Origin of the sequence: Devosia sp. MC1541 (assembly GCF_012847305.1) — a bacterium.
Taxonomy (GTDB): domain Bacteria; phylum Pseudomonadota; class Alphaproteobacteria; order Rhizobiales; family Devosiaceae; genus Devosia.
This window is the reverse complement of record NZ_JABBDZ010000001.1, coordinates 47,650-71,860: the sequence shown is the minus strand read 5'-3', so window position 1 is coordinate 71,860 and position 24,211 is coordinate 47,650. Positions and strand designations below refer to the sequence as shown.

17 protein-coding genes and 3 tRNA genes are annotated in these 24,211 nt (G+C 57.9%); 10 read left to right on the top strand and 10 right to left on the bottom strand.

The window, feature by feature from the left end; genetic code table 11:
* Positions 1-109: 109 nt before the first annotated feature.
* A complete protein-coding gene (locus HKD40_RS00310) occupies positions 110-1,747 on the top strand; it encodes a penicillin-binding protein 2 (protein WP_248305845.1) in 1,638 nt (545 codons plus the stop codon).
* Positions 1,748-2,814: 1,067 nt separating this feature from the next.
* Here HKD40_RS00310 and proX read toward each other — a convergent pair.
* From proX to HKD40_RS00295, 3 genes are all read right to left on the bottom strand, one after another.
* Entirely contained in the window at positions 2,815-3,843 is a 1,029-nt protein-coding gene (gene proX / locus HKD40_RS00305; RefSeq protein ID WP_169193732.1) for a glycine betaine/L-proline ABC transporter substrate-binding protein ProX, read from the bottom strand.
* Between the two features lie 93 nt (positions 3,844-3,936).
* Positions 3,937-4,866, bottom strand: a complete 930-nt coding sequence (locus tag HKD40_RS00300) for a proline/glycine betaine ABC transporter permease (RefSeq protein ID WP_169193731.1) — start codon at positions 4,864-4,866, stop codon at positions 3,937-3,939.
* On the bottom strand, positions 4,863-6,119 hold the full coding sequence (locus tag HKD40_RS00295; protein ID WP_169193730.1) for a glycine betaine/L-proline ABC transporter ATP-binding protein: 1,257 nt from the start codon (positions 6,117-6,119) through the stop codon (positions 4,863-4,865). Before HKD40_RS00295 ends, HKD40_RS00300 begins: the two co-directional genes overlap by 4 nt.
* 1,327 nt (positions 6,120-7,446) lie before the next feature.
* Between HKD40_RS00295 and HKD40_RS00290 the strand changes: the two genes are divergently transcribed.
* The 8 genes from HKD40_RS00290 to HKD40_RS00255 all read left to right on the top strand — a co-directional run bounded on the left by HKD40_RS00290 (position 7,447) and on the right by HKD40_RS00255 (position 18,220).
* Entirely contained in the window at positions 7,447-8,199 is a 753-nt protein-coding gene (locus tag HKD40_RS00290) for a glucose 1-dehydrogenase (RefSeq protein WP_169193729.1), read from the top strand.
* 181 nt (positions 8,200-8,380) lie between these two features.
* Positions 8,381-10,255 (top strand): heavy metal translocating P-type ATPase, encoded by a 1,875-nt coding sequence (locus tag HKD40_RS00285; RefSeq protein WP_169193728.1) that lies wholly within the window; start codon positions 8,381-8,383, stop codon positions 10,253-10,255.
* A 9-nt stretch (positions 10,256-10,264) separates the two neighbouring features.
* Complete coding sequence (locus HKD40_RS00280) at positions 10,265-10,966, top strand: VIT family protein (protein ID WP_169193727.1); 702 nt, start codon at positions 10,265-10,267, stop codon at positions 10,964-10,966.
* Between the two features lie 261 nt (positions 10,967-11,227).
* Positions 11,228-11,908 (top strand): DUF1236 domain-containing protein, encoded by a 681-nt coding sequence (locus tag HKD40_RS00275; protein ID WP_169193726.1) that lies wholly within the window; start codon positions 11,228-11,230, stop codon positions 11,906-11,908.
* A gap of 1,686 nt (positions 11,909-13,594) precedes the next feature.
* A complete protein-coding gene (locus tag HKD40_RS00270; RefSeq protein ID WP_169193725.1) occupies positions 13,595-14,653 on the top strand; it encodes an AAA family ATPase in 1,059 nt (352 codons plus the stop codon).
* A gap of 33 nt (positions 14,654-14,686) precedes the next feature.
* On the top strand, positions 14,687-16,081 hold the full coding sequence (locus HKD40_RS00265; RefSeq protein ID WP_169193724.1) for a DUF6035 family protein: 1,395 nt from the start codon (positions 14,687-14,689) through the stop codon (positions 16,079-16,081).
* 738 nt (positions 16,082-16,819) lie between these two features.
* On the top strand, positions 16,820-17,059 hold the full coding sequence (locus tag HKD40_RS00260) for a hypothetical protein (RefSeq protein ID WP_169193723.1): 240 nt from the start codon (positions 16,820-16,822) through the stop codon (positions 17,057-17,059).
* A gap of 3 nt (positions 17,060-17,062) precedes the next feature.
* Positions 17,063-18,220: a hypothetical protein gene (locus HKD40_RS00255; RefSeq protein WP_169193722.1), complete on the top strand. Its 1,158-nt coding sequence runs from the start codon at positions 17,063-17,065 to the stop codon at positions 18,218-18,220.
* A 108-nt stretch (positions 18,221-18,328) separates the two neighbouring features.
* On the opposite strand, the gene HKD40_RS00250 is transcribed toward HKD40_RS00255, so the two are convergent.
* Positions 18,329-18,405, bottom strand: a tRNA-Asp gene (locus HKD40_RS00250).
* Positions 18,406-18,529: 124 nt separating this feature from the next.
* On the opposite strand from HKD40_RS00250, the gene HKD40_RS00245 reads away from it, so the two are divergent.
* Positions 18,530-18,727 (top strand): hypothetical protein, encoded by a 198-nt coding sequence (locus tag HKD40_RS00245; protein ID WP_169193721.1) that lies wholly within the window; start codon positions 18,530-18,532, stop codon positions 18,725-18,727.
* 73 nt (positions 18,728-18,800) lie between these two features.
* Here HKD40_RS00245 and HKD40_RS00240 read toward each other — a convergent pair.
* The 6 genes from HKD40_RS00240 to HKD40_RS00215 form a co-directional block, all read right to left on the bottom strand.
* Positions 18,801-18,876, bottom strand: a tRNA-Val gene (locus HKD40_RS00240).
* Between the two features lie 101 nt (positions 18,877-18,977).
* Positions 18,978-19,053 (bottom strand) — tRNA-Val (locus tag HKD40_RS00235).
* A gap of 202 nt (positions 19,054-19,255) precedes the next feature.
* Positions 19,256-19,531, bottom strand: coding sequence for an HU family DNA-binding protein (locus HKD40_RS00230; RefSeq protein ID WP_169193720.1), 276 nt, complete (start codon positions 19,529-19,531; stop codon positions 19,256-19,258).
* Between the two features lie 462 nt (positions 19,532-19,993).
* Positions 19,994-21,190: a TCR/Tet family MFS transporter gene (locus HKD40_RS00225; protein ID WP_169193719.1), complete on the bottom strand. Its 1,197-nt coding sequence runs from the start codon at positions 21,188-21,190 to the stop codon at positions 19,994-19,996.
* Between the two features lie 99 nt (positions 21,191-21,289).
* Entirely contained in the window at positions 21,290-22,171 is an 882-nt protein-coding gene (locus HKD40_RS00220) for an NAD(P)H-hydrate dehydratase (protein ID WP_169193718.1), read from the bottom strand.
* 86 nt (positions 22,172-22,257) lie between these two features.
* A complete protein-coding gene (locus HKD40_RS00215; protein ID WP_169193717.1) occupies positions 22,258-24,198 on the bottom strand; it encodes a DUF5054 domain-containing protein in 1,941 nt (646 codons plus the stop codon).
* Between the last annotated feature and the right edge of the window lie 13 nt (positions 24,199-24,211).

Genomic DNA, 24,211 nt, shown 5'->3' with positions numbered 1-24,211 from the left:
TGATCGCATTGGACCTCCCATGCAATTGCCGCCAAGAGTAAAACCTGCCCAAATCCCGGCCCATGAAACGGCTGACCCCGTTTCTATCGTCGGTCAACGAGCACAAACTTTGGCTGTTACACGCTGGCGTATCCAACTGCTCGTCTTGGCAATAGTCCTCGGTTTTCTCGTGATCGCGCTCCGGCTGTGGTCACTGGGCGCGGCTGAGGTGAATAGTCAGGCGCGGGGCAGCGCACTGAACGCCGCTCTGGCGTCGCGGCCGGTCGTCTACGATCGCAATGGCATCATCATGGCCATTGATATTCTCGTCCCCTCCTTGTTTGCAGAACCGCGCCGTATTGTGGATGTCGAAGAAGCCGCACAAGCGGTCCACACAGTGCTCCCCCAGCTCGAGTTAGCGTGGTTGCGAAAACGATTGAGCGGCGATAGCGGGTTTGCATGGATCGCCCGTGAACTTACGCCAAAAATCCAGACCGACTTAATGCGTCTTGGAATACCTGGCCTCGATTTTGTCACCGAGACCAAACGCTTTTACCCCGCGTACCGACAAGCGGCTCACGTGATGGGCGCGGCGAACATAGACAACATCGGCATTGCGGGCATCGAGCACTATATCGACCGATCTCGAGACGTCGTCCTCCTGCAAGAGCTTGGGCTGGCTCGTGCGGCGACCCTAGAGCCCGTATCGTTATCGCTAGACATGCGGGTTCAGAACATTCTGCACAATCAGCTCGCGGACGCCCTGATCCGGTATCAAGCGATCGCCGGTGCGGGGGCACTCATAGATGTCCAAAGCGGTGAGATAATCGCCCTCGTGTCACTCCCCGACTTCGACCCTAACCATCCCTCGCAAATGCTTGAATCAGGGCGATTTAACCGGATCACTGCGGCCAAATTCGAACCCGCCTCCATTTTCAAGCCCCTCACGATCGCTGCGGCTCTCGATGCCGGTGCCGTTACCTTGCACGACCAAGTTGATGCTCGAACCCCCGTGCGGTTCGGCCGACATTCCATTTCCGACTACTATGGAAAATACCGCCACCTGACGGTGCCGGAAGTGTTAGTGCATTCATCCAACATCGGCACGGTACGGATTGCAGAGCGCCTAGGAGCGGAGAATTTTCGGGAGTTCCTGACCCGCATCGGCATGGATGTCCCCCCTGTCATCGAACTGCCAGAAGTCACCGCCCCGGTCGTGCCTAAGGCATTTTCGGCCGTTACAGCGGCAACCGTCTCCTTCGGTCACGGCTTGAGCGTCACGCCACTTCAAATGCTCACGGCAACAGCAGCTTTAGTGAACGGGGGCCACCTGCCAACGCCAACATTGATCGCTAATGCGGGCGATAACACGAGCGAGATGAAGCGCGTCATCAAAGCTCATACGAGCCTTCAAATGCGCTACTTGCTGCGCCTGAATGCACTTGATGGCTCAGCGCGTCGGGCAAACAATCTTGCCGAAGGGTATCGCTTGGGCGGTAAAACAGGCACCGCCGAAAAAGTAGTAGCTGGCCGATATTCAAGCGAGAAAGTTACCACGTTTTTCTCATCTGCCTTTCCCCTTGATGCGCCTCGATATGCCATGCTCATCATGATCGACGAACCAAAGCGCGAGCAGCCCGGAAGTGGTCGCACAGCCGCCTACAATGCCGGCGATGTCACTGGCCGAGTCCTTCAAAGGATTGCTCCCATGTTAGGCATAGTCCCATCCGAGTGGACAAATGTGCCCGCGGCCCTCTTAGAGCGATAAGCGGCTTATCTGCTTTCCAACATTGTTTGGACATTTAGAAGGCGCGAAGGCTCTTCACAGGACTAAGTATTAGTCGTGGCAGATGTCGCGCCTTAGTGTCCCCTCAATCCGGACGGAACACCTTGTTCGTCCCATAACGACCGTTGCACCGGCGCGGCCATCTTGGAATACGCCGGTATCACAATATTCTTTTCCGTCAATGCGTTAAGGCGGTAGTCTTTCTTACCCCTGAACCAAGTAGGCAGGTCCTGAATATCGAATTCGACTCTGCCTTCCAAATTGCTGAGTAAGCCAGAGTATTTTTAGCGACTTCACGGCAGTACCGCTACATCTCGCGGATATCCGTGCGACCTGCGGTCGACACCCGACAAGAACGCACCACTGCGCCTGCAACACGCCATCACCATGGCTTTCTCCCCTCGGTGGAATGACCGTCTCAAGACCTTCACTGCGAGACTGCGCGTGAGCGCCTGGTTGTCGAGCGGATTGCGTGCAATGACGTCAACGCCCTCCAATCCAGTATTAACTGCGCAAGCTCTGTAGAGTACCTGCAGCACTTCAGCCCCGGCAGGACCCTTCCAATGTGATTGCGAAAATACAGGGCGGATAAGGCAGTTCCGTCGTCGCCAAGGCTTTCCTTCCAGCACTCAGCAGACCCGTGGTAAAACCACGATCAACGAAGAACATCTCACAAACATTTGACCCATGTGACAGTCTAGAGCAATATTTTCCGCCTCCGATGTCACCCACGGAGCAACTTTCCCCTGCATGCGGAAAATGACTTAACTCTCTCGATCTGCACTTCCCCAAAAACTGACCAAAGTCTGCTGGGTATCTGGTTAATGCGTGCCGTATTGAGAATGAGGCATCCGCCATGTCCCGAGACAGCAGAGTTCACCGCGCTATTTCCAGCAGCATTCATCAATCTCAAGTTGAACGGCGTCATGATGTTCGCTGGCCCGCATACTATGCCGTGCGGTGTGCCGTCATTCCCTAGGGGCCGGGTGCCCACAAACCTCAAGCTAGTACGCCGGAGCCGAACTTAAAGCCCGGCTCCGGCGGATCGCTTATTGTGCAGCTGCGCGCGCGGCAGTCAGCCAAGTATCGACCAATTCGCGGTTTTCAGAAATCCACGCGGCCGCCTGCCCTACGACGTCGTCGTCACCAGCGTTCATCGCCGCATTTTGTGCATAGACGTCAGCGATAGGAATCTCGCCGTTTTCGAGCAGAGAGCGTACCGCTGGGTTGTCATCAAGGAACGCCTTATTGACGACAGCATCAATGCTGTTGGCCGGGAAGCCAAGCACGCAGGGATCACTGACACATCCCTCAACGCCGTCGCGGATCGCCGCGTCGGTGAGCTCAGCCAAATTGTCAGGAAGGTTCACTTCCGGAACGTTGATCCACACAACGTCTTCACCAGGAACGAGCTCGTTGACGGTCCAGTTCGGGGTCCAAGTGTAGAACAGGATTGGGCTGCCGGATTCATACGAAGCAACAGCGTCGGCCATTGCCGCAGGATAGCCTGCCTTGATCAGATTGACGTGGTCATTGAGCTCATAAGAATTCATGTGGTGCTCAATAACCAGCTCGCATCCCCAACCGGGTGGACACGCGACCAGATCAGCCTTGCCATCCCCGTCACGGTCAAATGCAGCTTTCACATCGTCGCGCTTGAAATCGTCAAGTGAGGTGATGCTCAGGGATTCGGCACTAGCCTTGTCGACAAGATAGCCTTCGATAGCGCCTCCGCTAACGACCGACCCGATGATCTCGGCTGTACCCTCAATTGCGTCCTTGTATGGGTTGTGGATGGGGAACCACCCGTCGACCCAAAGCGTAACGTCGCCATAGCCAACGGACTGGTAGAACGCGGGGTTATCGAGGGTCAAAACAGAGCTGACAGAATATCCAAGCTCGCTCAGAAGTTGGCGGTAGATCTCGGTATAGAACCAGCCCGTGTCCCAGGTCGGCTGAGCCATAATGACTTCTGTGTCTTTCCCCGGCTGCTGCTCTTGAGACAGCGCGGGAGCGCTGAGGCTGGTGGTTACAAGCATGAGCATGGCTAGGGAAGGAATTGTCTTGAGACGGAACATCACTGTTTTTGTCTCCTTTGTTTTGCTTTTCGTGGATCCGCCGATCGAGCGGAGGCGAAAGGGGTTATGGTCCCCAGGGGGCGGCCGTTGGTCTTAGGCCGCTTTTCTGTCCGTGGGCGTCGGCGCTATTGCGCGTGGCCGGAACATAGAAAACAGAGTTTGGCGAAGAGAGATGGCTGGCACATTGCTCTGCGCGCCGAACCCTTGAGTGATCCGGTCGAGCACGATGGCGAGAATGACAATACCAACGCCACCCGCTGTCGCCTGCCCAACATCAAGACGTCCCAGGCCGGTGTTCACCACCAGGCCAAGCCCGCCCGCACCGATCAGTGCAGCGATGACGACCATCGACAAGGCGAGCATCAGCGTCTGGTTGAGACCGGCCATGATGGTGCGCATTGCCAGAGGCAACTGCACTTCGACCAATGTCTGCAGCGAAGTTGCCCCAAACGCATCAGAGGCTTCGATCAGGTCGCCGCGCACGTTGCGGATGCCCAGATTGGTCAAACGCACGATTGGCGGCAGCGCGAAGATCACGGTGGCGATAATCCCAGGCGCCATGCCCACCCCAAACAGCATAACGATGGGCACCAGATAGACGAAACTCGGGATGGTTTGCATGACATCCAGCGAAGGTCGTAAGACCTTCCACGTCATATCGTTGCGCGCGGCCAGAATACCCAGCGGAATACCGATTAGAGCGCAGAACAGCACCGATGTGATAATCATCGCGAGCGTCGTCATAGTCTGCCCCCACAGCCCGATCATGTCGATAAAGACGAATCCCAGCACCGTGAATATAGCCATGCCACGCCCTGCGAATTTGAGCGCCAGAACGGCAAAAACCAGCGTCGTCGCGAGCATCGGCACAAAGGCCAAAAAGGCGTCGAGTGCATTCAGCACTTGTGAGATCGGCACCTGTAGGGCGCGGAAAAACGGACGGAAATTTGGAACCAGCCAGCCGCGAACAAAGCCGTTCACCCATTCATCGAACGGTATAATCATAAAATCGGATGGGCTCATCGAGCGCCTCCTTCTTGGGTGCCCATCTGCGCTTCGGCCTGGGCCGCTTCGGGCGTTTCTGCCTCAACCTGATCAGCAGAGATCTGTGCGAACACGGCCTCAGGCTCGACTACGCCAAGCAAGCGATTGTCGTCGTCGGTAATTGCAATCGGCAGGCCAGCACTGGCCGCGCCATAGAGCGCCGAGAGCTGCGTGTCGCGATCTGTCGTTGGGTAGTCCGTGACCATCACATCGGCGAGTTTTACGTCGTCATCGCCACTGTCTCGGTCTGCGACTGCCGCCAGCTGATAGGTAACGAGCCCGGCAAGGTCCTCCCCGTCCATAACGTAAACCGCATTGAGGTTCTCATCTTCCATACGCCTAACAGCGTCTCCCGCCGTATCTGTGTCGAGCTGCATAACCGAGGGGACGCTCGCCACCGTCTCGGCGGTGAATACCCTGCCGCGATCAATATCGGCAACAAACGCAGCGACGTAGTCATCAGCTGGGTTGGAGACGATGTCCTGCGCCGTACCGATCTGAACGACCCGACCATCTTTCATGATCGCAATTTTGTCGCCCAGCAGCAGCGCTTCGTTGAGATCGTGGGTAATGAAGATGATTGTCTTTTTCAGCGCGCTCTGCAGCGCCAACAACTCGTCCTGCATTTCTCGGCGGATCAGCGGATCGAGTGCGCCGAACGGTTCGTCCATGAGCAATATTTCGGGGTTGGTCGCAAGTCCGCGTGCCAGCCCGACGCGCTGCTGCATGCCGCCAGACAAATCAGCCGGCTTGCTGTTGGCCCACGACGCTAACCCAACTTGCTCCAGCGCCGCCATCGCCTGCGCCTGCCGTTCACTCTGAGGCACACCCTTCACCTTCAGGCCAAACGCTGCGTTTTCAAGAATTGTGCGGTGCGGAAACAGCGCGAAGTGCTGGAACACCATGGTAATCTTGTTGCGTCTGATGTCGCGCAGCTTAGCGGCTGAACACGATGCAACATCATCACCGTCAATGAGTATCTTGCCGCTCGTTGGCCGGATTAGCCCATTGAGCATCCGCACCATCGTCGACTTACCCGAACCTGAGAGCCCCATGATCACGAAGATCTGGCCCTCTAGGACGTCGAAGCTGGCGTCCTGAACGCCAATCGTCTGCCCCGTCGCCTGAAAGATGGCTTCTTTGCTTTCACCACGCTTCAAAAGATTGAGCGCTTCATTCGGTCGGCTACCGAAGATTTTGAAGACCTTTTCGACCCTCAACTTGATATTCATAAGACCTCGTATTCTAACACAGCAAGAATACAGATAAGCACTACCCCAATATTCTTACGAACTTCTCAAATACAAAATATATTCACCCCGAAAGGATGGTCCTTTCAGAGAGAAGTTCTAAACTCTGTCGCTTGTTTGTGCACATGGTAGGCCAGCACAGTTGTCACATCAACCATAAAACTGCCAAAATTTATCCTTGACACCGTTCCAAGAAACCACAACCACGCCAAAACTTCTGACAAAATACAAGGAAACCGCTAGTTATACTGAGACTTCACGCCCCCCCTCCCATCACCAAAGACAGGCAGTTCTGGTCAAAAAAAGTTCGTCGCCGGAGTGAATTTGAACCAGACCACCGCCGGACATGGCAGCAGCCACCTCATAATCAGGTGCGCACGCCCCCGAAGTCGAAGATCCCATTACGAAGCAGAAAGCACGGGGTGGAACCGCTCAATATTCGCCTCGAAGCAACCCTCGGGGCGCTGGCGACCATCCTGCCAAGCAAACGCCTCACATCGAAACCGTAGCTACGGTCGTGGCGAAGGGCATTCGTAGCCACAAAGAGTTCGTTCTGGGTCTACGATGCTCGAGAAAATCAGCTCTCAGGGCCGATAGCCCGATGGAACAGCCGTCCTCATGGCGCGCGCAAATTGGCATCACATCGCGGCATCGATGATGTGTTGACCCAGTTCTGATGTCGTCAATGGCGTTGACAACTCAAGCCACCATTTCGGACCTTCAGTCAAAGACTTGCTGAAAGCTGTCATTAGGTTGGGCGACAGCTATGCGCCCTCGTTTCCGCCGTCGAGACGCACGCGTTACCATCCCAAAAGCGGACACCTGAGGCTCTGCCTGGTCGAAGGCCACGACTAACTGAAGCAGGCCCCAATTCGGTCGTTCGATCATCTATGGCCATTTAGCGAGGCAGCTGTTCGGCGTCGAAATTTTGATGGGATCTAGGCAGCCCTTCGTTCACCTGTAGCGGGGCAGCAATGATGGCCAGTTCGCCTTTGGCCACTTCCCCCTAGACCGCTGGACACTCGACCACGCAAACCAACAGGATACACCCAATAGAAAGAAAAGTCGTATCGCGGTGCCCCAAACCTTCCAGGTCGTACGTGCCGATTTTCTATTAATCATGTCCTTAATCGCGAGATCACCGATGTGCGTAATTCTGACCTGATCGACGCCCGTCCAAGATTGTCGACGCAGGAATTAAACCTTTTGTCGTTCGATATACCGCTGAAAGCGTTTACCTAGCTGGCCTTGCTAGCCCCCCTTTCCTTGCCCATATTCGGTGACATGGCACGCCATCAAGGAGCGGGATATGTCTTTTGAGCGTAAAGTTGCCTTGGTTACCGGGGCTGGTTCGGGCATCGGCGAAGCGATAGCAAAGGAACTCGCCTCGCTCGGCGCGCGGATTGTCGTCACCGACATCAATAAGGGTTCGGCGGAACGCGTTGTAGGCGAGATCAAAGCCAGCGGAAACGAGGCCGCGTCCTTTATCATGGATAGTGCTTCACCTGAACAGAACGAAGCTGCTGTCGCCTTCGCCGTCAAAACCTACGGCAAGCTGAACTATGCCGTGAACAATGCCGGCATTGGCGGTAAGGCCGCACCCTCGGGGGAAATCGACATTACCGACTGGCAGCGCGTTATCGACATCAACCTCAATGGCGTCCTCTACGGCATGCGCTATCAGATTCCGGCCATGCTGCAGGCCGGCGCGACCGAAAGCGCCATCGTCAACATGGCGTCGATCCATGGCGCGGTCGCGGCTATCAACAACTCTGCCTATACCGCCGCCAAGCATGGCGTCGTGGGGCTAACCAAGAACGCAGCTGCTGAGTATGGTCCGCAGGGCCTGCGCATCAACAGCGTTGGCCCCGCCTATATCAACACGCCGCTGCTCGCCAACCTGCCGGACGAGTTCCGCAGCGCGCTGATCGCCCGCCATCCGCTCGGTCGGTTGGGCAGGCCCGACGAGGTCGCCAAGCTCGTCCGCTTCCTGCTCTCGGATGACGCCTCCTTCATGACCGGCGGCTACTACTTGGTCGACGGCGGCTACACCACTGTCTAGCCATCAATACCTGCAGCCCGCATGCTATGTGTTTCGGGCTGCCCCCTCCAAAGACGACAGAATCCCGGCAACGCCAGCGTCGACCTTCAGCGATATTGATTTCGTAAGCCGGTTCAGGGTTAGATAAAATTCCAAAGGCTGCCGTCACTCCGCGGAAGTCAGGCCGGGGACAAGACGTCCAATGCAATTATCACTGCAAAGCCGATTGAATGTAGCGCTTCTGACAGTGGCATTGGTCGGGCTTGCTGCGGGCGTGGTTCTGATGCTGGCTGGCAATAACGAACTCGCGAGGATAGTCTGGACCGCGGGCGTCGTTCCCGTGCTTGCCGCCCTTTTGGTGGAGATCTCCCGCAGCCTTCTCAAGGGTGAGGTGGGTCTCGATATCGTCGCCGCCCTCTCTATGTCCGCCGCCCTGTTCTTTGGCGAGACGCTGGCGGCTGCCGTGGTAGCGCTGATGTATTCGGGCGGGACCTTCCTCGAAAGTTTTGCTGAAGGCCGTGCCCGTCGCGAGATGAGCCAATTGCTCTCGCGCGTGCCACGCACTGCTACAAGGCACGCGAATGGCAGACTTGAAGATGTGCCGCTCGATGCTATCGAGCCGGGGGACCTCCTACTGATCCGCCAGGGCGACGTTGCACCCGCCGACGGCGCCATTGCAAGTGATGGCGCCGTGCTGGACCAGTCGGCCCTGACCGGTGAATCCATGCCGGTGCGGCTCAGCCGCGGCCAGGATGTGATGAGCGGATCGACCAATGCCGGCGAGGCTTTTAATCTTCTTGTCTCGCGGCGCGCTTCGGACAGTACCTATGCCGGCATAGTGCGGCTGGTAGAGGCCGCACATACTTCAAAGGCGCCTATGGCGCGACTTGCAGACCGCTACTCGCTGCTTTTCCTTTTGATCACAGTTGTTCTGGCCACATCTGCGTGGTGGTTCACTGGCGACCCCATCCGTGCAGTGGCCGTGCTTGTCGTCGCCACCCCCTGCCCTCTTATTTTAGCTGTCCCAGTTGCTCTGGTCGCCGGGCTGTCGCGCGCCGCGCAGTTTGGCGTGTTGATCAAGGGCGCACGGCCGCTAGAGGCCCTTGCCAGCATTCGGACATTGGTGCTCGATAAGACCGGGACCCTCACCGATGGCCGTCCGCAGATAGTTTCGCTCGAAACTCATGGAGACTTTACTCAGGGGGAACTCTTGTTCCTAGCAGCCTCACTCGAGCAGGCCTCCAAGCATCCTATGGCCAGAGCCATCGTGACTTCGGCCCGCGAACGCGGGGTTGAGTTGACGGTTCCAGACCAAGTCGTTGAAGTCCCCGGAGAGGGGCTTTCCGGCACCGTAGGCGGTCGCACGGTAGTGGCAGGCGGGGTGAGCTTCGTCGCAGCGCGGATCGGCGCCGTTGCCCCTGAAGAGAGCATCCTCGGCGTCGGCGCGGCCCTCGTTTCGGTGGCAATCGATGGCAAGCTAGCCGGTCGCCTTGTAATGGCAGACGCCTTGCGCTCCGGCACTCCACATCTACTTGCAGGGTTACGGAGTCTCGGTATCAACCGGATTATGCTCGCCACCGGAGACCGGCATGCAGTGGCCCAGCAAATTACCGCTGGACTCGACCTAGACGCCGTCCACGCCGATCTGACACCGAACATGAAAGTGCGGCTGGTCCAAGTCGAACGGGAAAGGCATCCACCAGTGATGATGGTGGGCGATGGCGTCAACGATGCGCCCGCGCTGGCTGCCTCCGATGTCGGTGTCGCCATGGGTGCGCGCGGCGCAGCTGCTTCTTCCGAAGCGGCCGATGTGGTCCTCCTTGTTGATCATCTTGACCGTCTGCTCCCCGGCATCGAGATTGCGCAGGGTGCCCGGCGGATAGCTCTTCAGAGCGTCGCGGCGGGCATCAGCCTCTCGGTCCTCGGCATGGTGGCCGCAGCATTCGGCTACCTTACGCCGGTACAAGGTGCTCTGTTGCAAGAGGCGATAGACGTGGCAGTCATACTCAATGCCTTACGCGCTTTGCGCATTAAGCCTCTCATGCCTTCTGCTACCAACACAGCCGCCACATCCTAGGAGCACCTGATGAGCCGCCTTTCGCATTCCGAGGTCCACATGGTGCACCGTATCGGCTGGCTCCGCGCTGCCGTTCTGGGCGCCAATGATGGACTCGTCTCCACCGCCAGCTTGGTCGTCGGCGTGGCAGCCGCCGGGTCCGGTCGTCCGGAAATCCTCATTGCCGGCCTTGCCGGTCTGGCTGCAGGCGCCATGTCCATGGCGGCAGGAGAATATGTGTCGGTCAGTTCCCAAACCGATGCCGAACAGGCCGACCTCGCCCGCGAGAGGACTGAATTGGCATCCATGCCCAACCACGAACTCGACGAGCTGACGCAGATCTATGTCAGTCGCGGTCTCGACGAGGAGCTCGCCCGCAAAGTGGCTGTTCAGCTGACCGAGCGTGATGCGCTTGCGGCACATGCCCGCGACGAACTGGGTATTTCCGAAACAGTCACTGCCCACCCAGTGCAGGCCGCGCTTGTCTCGGCGCTCACCTTCGCAGTCGGCGCAGTCATTCCGCTCATCGTGGTTTGGCTTTCCCCCGCCACCCAAATCCCGCTCACAGTGGCGGCCAGCACCATCGTAGCCCTGATGACCCTCGGTGCAATGGGCGCATCGGCAGGCGGCGCCGGGATCGTGAAGCCTGCCATACGCGTCACATTCTGGGGCGCATTGGCTATGGCCGTTACCGCCGGCGTGGGGTTAATTTTCGGGGTTAGCGCTGCCTAACGGGCTGGATGGAAGCGCAATCAACCGTCTCTGTCGAAACAGCGTTCTGTTGTGCGAGATACAAGCTCATGCGGCATGAATATTTTGGGACACTCTCAAGGGTGTCCTCCAAACTTCGTAATAAGAGTCGCCATATCAATAGGCCCAACATAGGGCGGGAAGTGTTGTCTCAGAGCCTACACCGCTGAAGCATAACCTTAGTCTATATTCGGATCGTTCCGCCGTGGCACTCATTGAGTGGCCAGTCCAAGGAGACTTTCCATGAAAAAACAGATTGTTCTTATCGCCTTTGCCGCGGTGGCTTCCGCCGGCTTCTCCGGTACCGCCCTAGCTCAGAGCACCACGGCCACTGCGACCACCGAACTCAACATCCGCTCGGGCCCGGGACCCCATTTCCCTTCGGTCGGCTTCATTGTGGCCGGCGGTTCAACTATGGTTGAGGGGTGCCTGCAGGGGAGCAAATGGTGCCGCGTTAATTATGACGGGGTTGTGGGCTGGTCCTATTCGGATTATTTGAGCGCCGACCTTTCCGGTCAGGCCATTGTGCTCACTGATCGCTATCCGGATGTCGGCGTGGCGACGGTCACCTACGAAGCCAGCGACGCTGCAGCAGGCGGCGCAGTTGCCGGAACCGTCGGCGGCGCCGTGGCCGGCGCTCTGATCGGGGGTCCCGTCGGCGCCGCGATTGGCGGAGTGATTGGTGCCACAGGCGGCGCGACCGCCGGTACTGTTATTGATCCGCCGGAAGTGGCCCGCACCTACGTCACATCCAATCCGCTCGATCCGGTCTATCTCGACGGCGAAGTGGTGGTTGGTGCCGGCCTTCCGGACACGGTGACGCTTCAGGCAATTCCCGACTACAACTACCAGTATGTTTATATCAATGGTCAGGCAGCGCTGGTCGACCCAGGCTCCCGCCGCATCGTTTACGTGGTGCGCTAAACCGGTCTAGGTCGGCCTTCGGGCCGGCCAATCGCTTTTAGCCCAGCTAGCCCGAGCTACAAGAAAAGGGCGCAGCTCAGTTATTTCATTACTGGCCGTTGCCGACATCCTCAGCCGCCGAAAACGTGGCGTTTAGTCAAAATAGCGCACTTGCTTGATGTGTCTGTTTTAGTGGCCACATCCACATCTTGAGCGTCGCGAATGCGGTCATTAACTGATCCCCCCTGTTTGTCAGGTAAGCGCCTGATTTCGGCCGCTCAGCACGTTCTACAGCTCTTCTAGAAGCTGCAGTTCTTTAAATATCACCAAATGTCTCTAGTGGGGTGGGTTGCGGACTGGCCGCTTTTGGACGGCGATACCAACTAGGCAGCCGCTCTATGACTTCGTCGACGCCGCACGCTACAGCAGCATTGTGGATGTCGCCGTCACTTGCATCCCTGACTCCACCATACCGAGCGGGGACTTTGGCGGAACCTTTCCGCGCAGCGACCTGAAACCAAACGCAGGTCGCAACCGGTGTCCGCCTTTCAAGCAACTATAAACTGGCCCGGAAACGCCCGGCTTAAGTTCTTGACCTCCTCGTCCATGGCCTGACGAAGGACGGCATACATTTCGACCTCATGCCGCTCCCACTCTGTTCTGTCGGTTAGCTTGATGCTTCGCCCAGATGGCTGGCACAACGGCGAATAGACATATCCGGTACGCGCCTGGAGTAGGCATATGCCCCTCACCGGAATGTCGCTCTCCGAATGAGGCATCACCGACAACTGAAAATGTCCCTCACCGCAATAGACCTCTTCTACCGATTGATGCGTCTCCTCTCCCCACTTCAAGGCCGGGAATTTGAAGGTACAAAATCCCGAACAGCCAAGATATCGGTGTCCCTCCGAGCCGGCCTGCTACTTGCTAAACCGGGTTGCGCACAATGTATCTCCCGAGGTCGTTCAAAGCTGCCAACTCGGCCTGCTCTGACGCCCACTTCGCAAAATTGGTCATGGTCCCCCTGTGAACATGGTATCGCACGTGCTTGCCGTCACGCGTGGTTTCGAGCACCCCTGCATCGACTAGCAGCTTGAAGTGATGCGACATAGTCGATGCCGATTTTTCGCTTTTTCAGGTCAGAAGACGATAATCCGACCGCCTGCTGAACCTTTCGAAAAATATCGAAGCGTGTAGAATCGCCAAGCGCCGTAAGGACTTTTAGGGCTTCGTCATCGGTCGATTCGAAATCCTTCGACGCTTTTTCCGTTTTATCGCCCAGGTGCCGTTAACCATTCTTAACGGTTTGCGATGACGGCCGGGATCGCTTGATGCATCCTGCTTTCAGGACTCCGCCCGGATTCCCGGTTGTCATCAAGGCAGCCGCCAGAGTTGCGTCAACAACTCCAGCGGCCTGACCAGACGACCTTACCTGCGCAAACAGGAGTGGCCGAATGGCTATGCTCATCTATCGCGGCGATTGGATTCGCTGCAACTCCCTCCCTGATATTTTCGATGACGGTAACAGCTGGCTTGCTCCTCGCAGCAACTCGGCGCGCGCTAAGCGCTAGCCCCCGCTTCCGTCGATCATGCTGCTGACCCTCGCGAGCCCTGCGCTCGCATGAACCCGGCTGCGTGGTCCGTCCCAAAACTCTGCCTGCTTGCCGTCCGCACCCTCGGACCGGCTTGCGCTGGAGTCTGTCGAAAATGTCCAAATCTGCAAAAAATGCGCTGCCACCGGCAACGCCACCTCTTGAGTTTGACGATCCTGCCGATCTTGGCGATGGCCCCAATCCCGTGGAACGCCTGCTCAATGACGCAGAGCTCGACACGCTCAACCGCACAGCAGTGGGGCGTCCTCGCATGCTTTGGGGATCGGATACGGCTTTTGTCCGTCTCAGTCCTGAACCGGACCCGTCCGCATATAGCGGAAAGCGCAGCGATCGCGGGCCCGATTTTCGCGCCAACGAGATCGCCCGCGCGCTGAGTGACCCTCTGGCTCTCAAAGGCCCGGCAAAGGCTCACGCCATCGACGAGCTGGTCGCAACCGTCTTCGAGGCGGCTCCAAATTTTGCCCGGCCGCTCGAAGCGATCCGGCAGAGTGCGCAGTCCATGGTGCGCCGGGGCGCACCCCACTTCCAGTTCAAGCCGATCCTGATCGAAGCACCACCTGGGTGTGGCAAGACTACGATGGCGATGCGCCTGGCTGCGGCCAGTGGGCTGCCGGCGCTTTATCTCGACGCCACCGCCATGACCACCGGCACGCCGATCGTCAGTGCAGACAGCGTCTGGAGCCATGCCCGGCCTTCCGAAGTTGTGCAGTTCCTGGCGAACGAGCAGGTGGCCAATCCAATCATCATCGTCGACGAGTTCGACAAGCTGCAAAACCTCTCGGCGCACGCCCGGTCCGATGCCACCGAGATCATGCTGCCGCTTTTGCAGCGCGACACCGCGGCCGCGCACGTCGACCATTTCCTGCAATCCAGAGTCGATCTCAGCTTCATCAACTGGATTCTGCTCTGCAATGACCTCAATCGCATCGCCAGGCCCGTCCGCGATCGCTGCACCGTCATTCGTCTCAATGCGCCGGACGTCGATGAGATTGCCGAAATCGCCCGGCGCGAAGTGCAGCGCCGCGGCCTGCCCGACGAGCTTGTCGCGCCGCTGATCCGCGCCGTCCGCACGGGCCGCCTCACCTCGCTTCGCAAACTCCACAAAGCCCTGGACCGCGCCGATGCGGCAGCGACCCGCCCTCTTCTCAACTGATTTCTTGATAAAACGCAAAAAAGGACGCAGACCATGAACAAGACCATCCAGCTTCGCGCCATCGAAACCGTCACCGACACCACGATGCCTCCGGGCCAGCAGGTCCGTCTGGCCCGAAATATCCTCGATCCTCTGACAGAAGTTGGGCTTAGCGAACTCCGGGCCGATGTGCGCACGGCTTATGTCGCCGGTCATCCGCGCTTTCGGTGCCCCGACTGCAACGAGCCTTTGTTTGTTGCCCAGAATCCGGCATCCGCGAACACCCCGCGTGACGGCCGGGGTGCGCACTTCAAGCATCATGCCAACGTGGATGCCCCACCCTGCCGGAAACGCACCGCTGCAAATCTGCACGACATCGGTGCAGTCAAGTTCCCCGGGTTGGGCGAAGGCGCTGACCATTCCAATCTCAAGCACATGCTAGCCTTCTGCTTGTCGCAGGATCCCAACGTCACGGACATTGAGGTCGAACGCCAGATCAGGGCGCTCGACGGCTCCTGGCGCCAGCCTGACGTGAGCTTCGTGCTCGACGGCCAGGCCGTGGCGGTCGACGTGCAACTGGCGGCCGCGTCCCTCGCGACCATTCTCGAGCGGGGCACCTTTTACGCGGCCAACAAAATCCGTCACATCTGGGTTACGGATACCGCTGACCTCGACCGCCTGAGTCAGCTGGCCTTCCGCGACATTTACCTCAATATGGGTGGCCGAATCTTTGCTCTCGACGCCGACGTCGTCGCCGCCTGCGTCGAGCAGAGCAGGTTCCAGCTCTGGGAACTGAGCATCATGCCCAGGCTTGCCCCGCCCCTGCCCCTGCACAACGTCTGGGAACGCGACGTGGTTGACCAGGAGACCATCCTCATGGATCCGGCAGCGCGCAAGGCGGAAGGGCAAAAGCGCTATCGCCGGTCTTTGGCCAGCCAGGTCGGCCAGCATTTTGGCCCTCAGCGGGCATCCATGCGCGCGGCTCTTGCCGAGGGCAAGCCGCTCGAATGGATGCGGCCGGAATGGACAACGATCGCGCGTCAGATCAAGGGCCGAGATATCGACACCGCGATCACTCAGGGCGTTGGTGCGGTTCTGGCTTGGTTGTATGCGGCGGAAGCCTATGCATCCTGCGCCGAACCCACGGCACGCCCCGTGGCCCTCGCCGCAATGCATCAGGCGACCGCAACCGTGCTGACCATTCGTAACGCCAAGGACTGGGCGCCGCTGGTGGAAACCGTGTGCACGATGTCGCCTCCGGTTCAGGCTGCGCTTACCCCCGATCACCGCGACCAGCTCAACACGTTGCTCACGACCGCCGAGCCCACAACATCGGTCATTCGCAACCACGCCCAGATGCTATCGGTGCTGTTTCCCTGGGTCGCCTTCAAGCTGCTGGTCAAGGCGCCAAAGTTCGGCCCCTCGATCAACCGCCGCAACTCTCACTAAAAGAGAAGAGAAGCAGCCCGGGACATTCCGATGTCGCAGGCTGCTGGCCTCTGTTTACTCCGCTCGACAAGCTCGGGGTAAACAGATGCCAAAGAGGCCGCCAAAGGCGGCCTTCTCCGGGACAATAAGAAAGAAAAGAGAAGAAAGAGAAAGGGGGCGCCCGCGCGCGTCCTTGAGAAAGAGGCATACCAGCACAGAGGTTGACGCCAGATCAGGCCGCCTACCCTTCCCCCAACCAGCTCCATCGGAGCTGGTCTACGCCGAAGGCGATGAGCGGCCTGATCTGGGGTCAAGGCCAGCTCAAGGCTCCAGTTTCCAATGCATGCGCAGCATAGCGATAGCAGACCCCCTATCCCGTCCAAGCACTAGCTGGACGGGTCCATCCCTGCGGGCATTTGAAAGTGGAAGAGCTGGCCGTACTTCTGAGCGACACACGGTAAGGAAATACTTTTTCCAATCCAACGAGCAGAAAAAGACCATGTTATAACAAAGACTTCGCTTCAATTTGTGAAAAATCCACAAGGGCGAGAATCGCAAGTCTAAAATTGTGTCAGGAAGGCATTTCCCGATGTTTCTACAGACTTTTCTGCAGGAGGGTCCTTGCTCGGGAAAAAAGAGCAAGTCCACCAGTGCATACCACCCTACAACTTCGCGACGTCGAGAAGACGAATTCTTTAACTACCTACCCCAAGGCAACTTGAAGCCATGGGGATCCGATTTCACGTTCAGCCCAGATGCGTGCCGCCGGCCAAGGCCGCGCACCGGATCGGCGTGACCGAGATGCGCTTTAAAGAGTTTTATGCAGAGCTACTTAAGTACGGCTTTCCGCTGCCCGACCCTGTGACAGGCAACTTCGATTTGGATGCCATTGATCGCTACATCGCGAAGCGAAACCCAAAGCTAATGGGGGAACAAGACGACGGAGAAGCGATCACGGACGAGGCAGAAATGCTTCGACGAATTAAGAAGCTGAGATGAAGCATGGGACGCGGCACGCCACGGCACTACAAGCTAAAACGAAATAATCGCGCGTTCTGGGAACCGACCGCGACTATGAAAGCGCATGGCTTTGTGTCGGTTCCTCTCGGCCCGCACGGACCGGACGCCTTTAGAACTGCTGAGGAGTGGAACCAGCGCTGGGATGATACCCGGACCGGCAAGCACCCATCGCCAGCTGCAAGTCGCGAACAGAATCTATCGCCGGAGCGGGCAGAAGAACTCACGGTCTATCCCTCCGGGAGCCTGGGCGAGGCATTCAAGGGTTTCCGCGGAACCGACGAATGGGCCAAAAAGGCTCCAAGAACACGCGAGGACTGGTGGCGTGCATGGAAGCAAATCAAGCCTGTCTTCGGCGATGTACGCCCCAGCCGTGTCACGCTTGTGACTATCAGCGCCTTTAGGTCCATGGTCGAGCGCAAAGTAAGCCTTCGAGAGGCTCATCGCGTAATCAAGATATGGCGTGCGCTATGGAAGGTTGCGGCCGCTATGGGCTACTGCGTCCGTGACGCTGATCCATCCATGGGCGTGCGTAACGACGCTGCAAAAGGCCGAAAGGAGACTTGGCAAGAGGGTGAGGCTGTTCGTCTGGCGAAGAGGGCATGGCGCATGGGCTTCTTTGGCCTTTCCGCCGTAATAGCTGCTGCCTGGGACACACAACTCAACCCTGGCGATATTCGTCTGCTGACAGCTTCTCAGCTAGCAACGGCTGGTCACGGAGAACTCTTCTTCACTGAGCGTGGGAAGACCGGCAAGCCCGTTGGAGGAGCTTTGAGCATCCGGTCAGTCTTCGTGCTTCAGTCATACCTAACCCAGCTAGGCGTGGAGCTCCACGGCGATGCGCCGGTCTTTCGGAATCGTTCGGGCCAGCCCTATAGCAAAGACACGTTGGGTGATGATTTCCGCGATGTTCGCCGCGCTGAATTTGGAAAAGAAGAACGTCGAACGCTTGGCCACGACTTCCGGCGCTCAGGAGCTGTCGAGGCCATTGTCGGTGGCGGAACAGCCGAGGCTCTGTCCCACGCTATGGGGAACACGCTGAGCGCATCTAACACGCTGTTCGCTACGTACGTTCCAGTAAACGCAGAGACGATCCGTTCCGTCTCCGGGGCCCGCAGGCGCGGCAGGGCCAAACTGCGGTAAGGAACGGACCACGATCAAAAGTGGGAACACGTCAGACGAAAAAGTGGGAACACGCTGCAGTCGCTAAAGGCGACAGTCAAAAAACGCAACGATTTCTATGAGAAAAAGTGGCGCGAGAGACGGGGCTCGAACCCGCGACCTCCGGCGTGACAGGCCGGCGCTCTAACCAACTGAGCTACTCCCGCAGCGCTTGGAGAACATCAGTTCCGCGCAACGTGGGCTCTGTATAGGGGGGTGATTTGCCCCTGTAAAGCGGGCCCAAGAAAATTCTCAAAGCTTTTCAACATCTGTGGCGCCGATGGGCATATCGTGGGCACTTGGCTGGCACTTTTGGGCGCCGTGAACGGCTTGGCCGAGGCCTTCTCGATGGCAGCGCCCGGCAGGAAACAAAAATGGCGCCGTCCGGTGGAGACGCCACACATTTTCTATGCAGCATCGGAATCGCTGAACGTGAATCAGATCACCGCCCTGCCCGTTGCGACGAGAATGACGCTGACAAGATTCTAGAACCGAGTTGAGCAGAGACCAAAAAACAAAAAACCGCCGAGGCGGTTTTGTTTGGTCGTTCAGGAGAAGTGAATGGTGGGCGATGACGGACTCGAACCGCCGACATTCTCGGTGTAAACGAGACGCTCTACCAACTGAGCTAATCGCCCGTGCCATTATCACGGAGTGCTTTTTCTAACGCTGACTTGGTGGTCAGAGCACTGGCACCAAGTAAAGAAGACCACTCTTCTTCGCCGCTGGTGAGCGGCAATGGTGGGCGATGACGGACTCGAACCGCCGACATTCTCGGTGTAAACGAGACGCTCTACCAACTGAGCTAATCGCCCGTGCCATTATCACGGAGTGCCTTTTCTAACGCTGACTTGGTGGTCAGAGCACTGGCGCCGCTTGCAGAACCGTTGTTCTTCAGCGACGAGCCACTGAATATGCGGACACGGGTTTCAGGTCAACACCCGAAAAAGTTCTCCACATAACAAAAAGGCCCCGGCTGTGAAGCGCGGGGCCAAATGCCGAGAGGCGAAGTCGCAATCAAGCGTTGATCGCGTCCTTCAGGCCCTTACCGGGCTTGAACTTGGCCTGGTTCGAGGCCGGAATCTGAATTTCAGCACCCGTTGCAGGGTTACGGCCGGTCGAAGCCTTACGCTGCGAAACGGCAAAGGTGCCGAAACCAACCAGACGAACTTCGTCGCCGGCCTTCAGGGCTTCGGTGATAGCTTCGAACACTGCGTCAACCGCTTCGGCGGCCTGTGCCTTGGTGATCGTTGCCTTGTCGGCGACAACGCCAACCAGATCGTTTTTGTTCATAGCGTTTCCTCACAGTGAATGCTCGCCGCCACAAGCGGCTCTTGATGCCTGATAGCTAGTAGCGATCACTCGCAAATCCAGACTATCCGGCCGATCAGTGCCCCGACGGTAGTAGCAGTTAATGGACCGGAAATATGGCTCTCGCAAGCCCCATAACCCCGAAAAGCCCGGTTTCCGGGGGAATATGGTCCCATTTCCACGCCGACATCGGTTTTGCTCGGCTTACGCACGCCAAATGAATTCGCAGAATTACCAAGGAGATAGGACGGGCTAGACGCAGTCCATCTGGCGGCCTGTTACCCGCGCGGAAGTCAAAACCAGCCTCAATTTTGCGGGCGATTTTTCGAAACAAAATCCATTGAGACCCTTGGATTTTGGCAGTTTTCGCAGACTCAGCAACACTATTGGACGAAGGCGAAGACCAGCTCGATGATTCTTGGATTTGAGCCCTATTCCATAGCCTCAATTGGCGTCTTGGTGTTCGATAGGCTTACTCTTGATTGTCAGCATCAGTGGCAAGGCCGCGAGATAGATCACCATGGCAACCAGCCAGATTCCGCCCGGCCATGTTCCGCGGATGGAATGATAGATATTGCTAAACAGCAATGGCCCAAAGACCGCCGCCAAGCTGACCACGCTCGCCAACACGCCCTGCAGCTGTCCTTGCAGTTCCGAGCTGACTTGGCGGGTTGTCAGAGACTGTAGCGCGGGCATGCCAATGCCACCCAGTGCAAAGATCGGCGCCATAATAAAGAGGGCCGCCCCATGGGTGGCAAAAGCGAGAGTGAGCATCGCACCAATTTCAAACGCCATGCCGACAACCAAGGCCCAGCGCTCGCCGAGCTTGGCGACTGCGGGACCGGTGACGAAGGCCTGCGCCAAAGCGTGGAAGAGCCCGAATGCCCCAAGGGACAGACCAATCAGCATGCCGTTAAACGCGTAGACGTCTTCAGAGAAGATGGCCCAGGTTGAGCCATAGACCGTGCCGACCAGATTCATAATCAGATAGATGGCGATCAGGGGCAGCAGGGCTTTGAAAGCAAAGGCCCATGCCAATGGCTTGAACGGATTGAGCGTATCCAAGGTAAAGCGCGTATCACGCTGGCCTTTGCGCGACTCGGGCAGGACGAAGAGTGCCATCGCGAAATTGACAGTGTTGAGCAGCGCTGCCAGCAAAAACGGCGAGCGCAGCCAGATATCGCCTAGGATGCCGCCAACCACAGGTCCGATGATAAACCCGATGCCGAACATAGCATGGAACAGACCAAAGCGCTTAGCGCGCTCCTCTTCGGTGGAAATGTCGGTGATATAGGCTGTGGCCACGGCCATGTTTGCGCTGGTGATCCCAGCGATGGCGCGACCGAGCACGAGCAACCACAGCTCTGGTGCAAAGGCCATCACCACATAATCAATCGCCGCGCCAGCAAGCGAGATCAGCAGCACCGGACGGCGCCCAAATCGATCACTCAGCACGCCCAAAATCGGTGAGAACAAGAACTGGCAGGCTGAGTAAAGCGCCAGCATTACGCCCAATATTGTTGAGATATCAGAAGTATGCCCAACTTCACGCAGCAGCGCTGGGAGAATGGGAAATATGAGCCCAATCCCAATGGCGTCCAGCATGACTGTTAGCAAGATAACGAGAAGCGCTTTGTTCATCAGAAAGCTCCAGCTCTAGCGTCACCACTCAAACTGGAGTTAATGCAGCGCCAGATTTCTATGCGCTTCACAATTTCTGATCAAGCGGCTCTGCGGCCCTCAACTCTTCACTTTATCAGCCAGAGACTGAAGCACATTGGGGATGAGCCCCGGGAGATCTTCGCTGATCATGCCGGTGCCGCCAAAGGCACTTCCCGCAGCGCCGTGAATCCATGCGCCCGCGGCGGCGGCATCGAACCCGTTCATGCCTTGCGCCATCAGGCCCGCTATGATGCCAGCCAAAACATCACCTGAGCCCGCTGTCCCCAGCCACGCAGGCGCGTTGTCGTTGACGACGATTTTGCCATCGGGCTCGGCGATGAATGTGTTTTCGCCTTTCAGCACTACAACCGCACCCGAGACGCGCGCCGCCTGATAGGCGCGAATGGCCTTGGAGGCATCTTTCGCGTCAAACAGCCGTGCGAACTCGCCTTCATGCGGCGTCATAACGACATGCCCAGACGGTCTTGCCTTTATGGCTGCAAACAGAGTGTCGGGGTCTGATGCGAAAACCGTCAGCGCATCGGCATCCAGAACGATATTGGCCTTGGATTTTAAGCCCGCCAACACCCGCTCCCGAGTACCCTCGCCTACCCCAGCTGCCGGCCCAATCACCAAGGCGTTGATCCGCTCGTCTGCGAGCACCGTGGCAAAGTCTGGGGCTGTTTCAGCGATGCGCAACATAATTGCCGTGACATGGGCAGCGTGCACCCTCAATGCCGCTTCGCTGCCCACCAATGTGACCAAGCCCGCCCCGGCGCGGAATGCACCATAGGCTGAGAGGCGCGAGGCTCCAGTCTGCAGTGGACTGCCGCTGAGGACGACGACATGCCCACGGGTAAACTTGTGACCCTCTGGATCAAGCTGCGGCAGTTGCCACAGCCCCGGACGGTTCTGAACGGGCTGAACACCAGCAGCGGCGGAAGGCATAGAGTGTGCCAAGTGCGTTCTTCCCTATCATGGGGTCCGGTGCGTCGTGATGATCACGAAACCCTATCAGCTTCGCAGTTTTGCGCGGTCCTGTCCGTTCATTTCCCGCCGAGGGTCAGCACGAAGCGGAACTGCACCGTTCCGTCCCACCACATCGGGAAATTCGTACCCCATTTATTGTTATAGAGGTTGAACCGAAGGCCCTGACTGAAATCAGGAATTTCCGGCTGGAAGGGAATGAAGTCGCTGCCGGCGGGGCAAACCAGTGCGCTATCAATGGGCTCAATTGTCAGCTCGATCTGATCGAGCGTGGTGCGCGCCGCCTCAATGGCCTGCAATTGACCGCCACCGGCGCGAACAATATGCGCACTGTCCTTCCACGATGCCATTTTGCGCAGTGACCATGCCGCCGCGCCCGCAGGGGTGAACGCAAAAAATCCGGCTTCGGGTATGCGATTGGCCGGCTTGTCTCGCAGTGTCAGTGAGACCTCGACAGACCTATGCGATATGCGCCGAATGGCGATGTCCTGACGCGCCGGGATGCCGACATGCGCGGCCTCATCCCGCGAAATGGCGGCAATGGCGATCTGCGCATTGGCATCGACACCGATATGAGTGGGCGCGAACGACGCGGTGCGCGCGGTTTTGGCATTCTGCAGACCCGGCTTGTCATGGTCGAGGATGGCCCATTCCTGCCGATGCTGAAGATAGCTATCGAGGTGCCTTTGTAGCTCAGCCCAATCATAGGTTTCGTGGCGGTAGCCGAAGAGCGCGCCATGACTGCCCGCGATCTCAATGCCCTCCGGCGAGACCAGACAAGCAATGTCTCCCGTCGACGGATCAAGATCGGCTACCCAGCCGCCGTCGCTGATTTGATTGCCGGCCCGTGGCGCACGCGGTGCGATCGGAACCAGTTCGGCGAGCGCCTCAGCCGCGGCGGCGCGATCTTCGGCAGATAGGGCCGTGAGCGCATCCTGCATGTAGTCGCGCTGTTCCTGCCAAGAGTGCTCGGCATATTGGAAGCGATAATTCGTTTGTCGGGCGTGTTCAAACTGGGCCTGATCAAAGGCCTGGTCGTCGCGCAGATAGGTTTTGATATCCACGCCCCAAGTGTGTTCAGCCACCATGGCGAGCAGCCGCGCGAAACTCTCGCGCTCCTCCGTCGGCTGATCCAATTTCTCGTAAAATCTCTCTAGTGCTTTGTACTGACTCAATTTTACCGGATCAGATGCCGCACCATGAATCCAACTGTCGCCAATTTCTTTGTCGATAATTGGGAAGTCTTCGCGCCGATCCCACATGGCTTGGCCGAACGCATCAAGTGTAGAGGCTTTGATCAACGCCCCCGGGTTCGCATGATGAAGCTCGCGCAGGGCCTCGACGGTCTGCCCGACGCTCTGCGGCCCGATATTGTCATTGGTGTGCGCAAAGCTGAGGCCCAAGTCCGGACCGGCTGGAAAGTCCGTAGCGCCATAGGAATTCTGATACATGACGACAATCTCGCTGCCGTCCTCAGCGCGCCAGCGGAAAATTGGCGGCACGTCTGGGACTGGGCTCGCGGTATTGACCCCAAGGTGCAGGAACCGAAGCCCTGCTTCGGCCATAAGTGGCACCATGCCCAGCGTGTGACCCGGTACGTCCGTCATTTTTGCGGCAATAGTCGTTTTGCCAAACCGCTTGTCGAGCTCACGCGAAAAACTCAATGCCGCGCGGAACATTTTTGGGCTCATCAACTCCGTATGCGAGGTGAATGGCAAACCATGCCAAGCGATGAGGCCCTTTCTGATCGCGTCTTCTAGCCGTGCGACTTTTTCTGCGCTTTGGGTCTGGAGGTGATCCCAGATCAGCCAAGCGCCAGTGGTCCAGATGAATTTTGGATTGGCTGGATCTTCGGCATAAAAATGGGCGCCGGTTGCAATCGCCTGCGGGATAAATTGCTCATGATACTGCTGGCGGACGCGCTTGGCATGGTCGGTGAAGCCAATGTCCAGATGGGTCTTGAAGATCAGATGGATCTGCTGCTCAGATGTTTGCGTCATGAAAATGCCCAGC

What these genes read in the sequence shown, in the direction of transcription:
- proX (WP_169193732.1), bottom strand. Translation starts at nt 3,843, where the DNA reads ATGTTCCGTCTCAAGACAATTCCTTCCCTAGCCATGCTCATGCTTGTA.
- HKD40_RS00300 (WP_169193731.1), bottom strand. Translation starts at nt 4,866, where the DNA reads ATGAGCCCATCCGATTTTATGATTATACCGTTCGATGAATGGGTGAAC.
- HKD40_RS00295 (WP_169193730.1), bottom strand. Translation starts at nt 6,119, where the DNA reads ATGAATATCAAGTTGAGGGTCGAAAAGGTCTTCAAAATCTTCGGTAGC.
- HKD40_RS00290 (WP_169193729.1), top strand. Translation starts at nt 7,447, where the DNA reads ATGTCTTTTGAGCGTAAAGTTGCCTTGGTTACCGGGGCTGGTTCGGGC.
- HKD40_RS00285 (WP_169193728.1), top strand. Translation starts at nt 8,381, where the DNA reads ATGCAATTATCACTGCAAAGCCGATTGAATGTAGCGCTTCTGACAGTG.
- HKD40_RS00280 (WP_169193727.1), top strand. Translation starts at nt 10,265, where the DNA reads ATGAGCCGCCTTTCGCATTCCGAGGTCCACATGGTGCACCGTATCGGC.
- HKD40_RS00275 (WP_169193726.1), top strand. Translation starts at nt 11,228, where the DNA reads ATGAAAAAACAGATTGTTCTTATCGCCTTTGCCGCGGTGGCTTCCGCC.
- HKD40_RS00270 (WP_169193725.1), top strand. Translation starts at nt 13,595, where the DNA reads ATGTCCAAATCTGCAAAAAATGCGCTGCCACCGGCAACGCCACCTCTT.
- HKD40_RS00265 (WP_169193724.1), top strand. Translation starts at nt 14,687, where the DNA reads ATGAACAAGACCATCCAGCTTCGCGCCATCGAAACCGTCACCGACACC.
- HKD40_RS00255 (WP_169193722.1), top strand. Translation starts at nt 17,063, where the DNA reads ATGGGACGCGGCACGCCACGGCACTACAAGCTAAAACGAAATAATCGC.
- HKD40_RS00230 (WP_169193720.1), bottom strand. Translation starts at nt 19,531, where the DNA reads ATGAACAAAAACGATCTGGTTGGCGTTGTCGCCGACAAGGCAACGATC.
- HKD40_RS00225 (WP_169193719.1), bottom strand. Translation starts at nt 21,190, where the DNA reads ATGAACAAAGCGCTTCTCGTTATCTTGCTAACAGTCATGCTGGACGCC.
- HKD40_RS00215 (WP_169193717.1), bottom strand. Translation starts at nt 24,198, where the DNA reads ATGACGCAAACATCTGAGCAGCAGATCCATCTGATCTTCAAGACCCAT.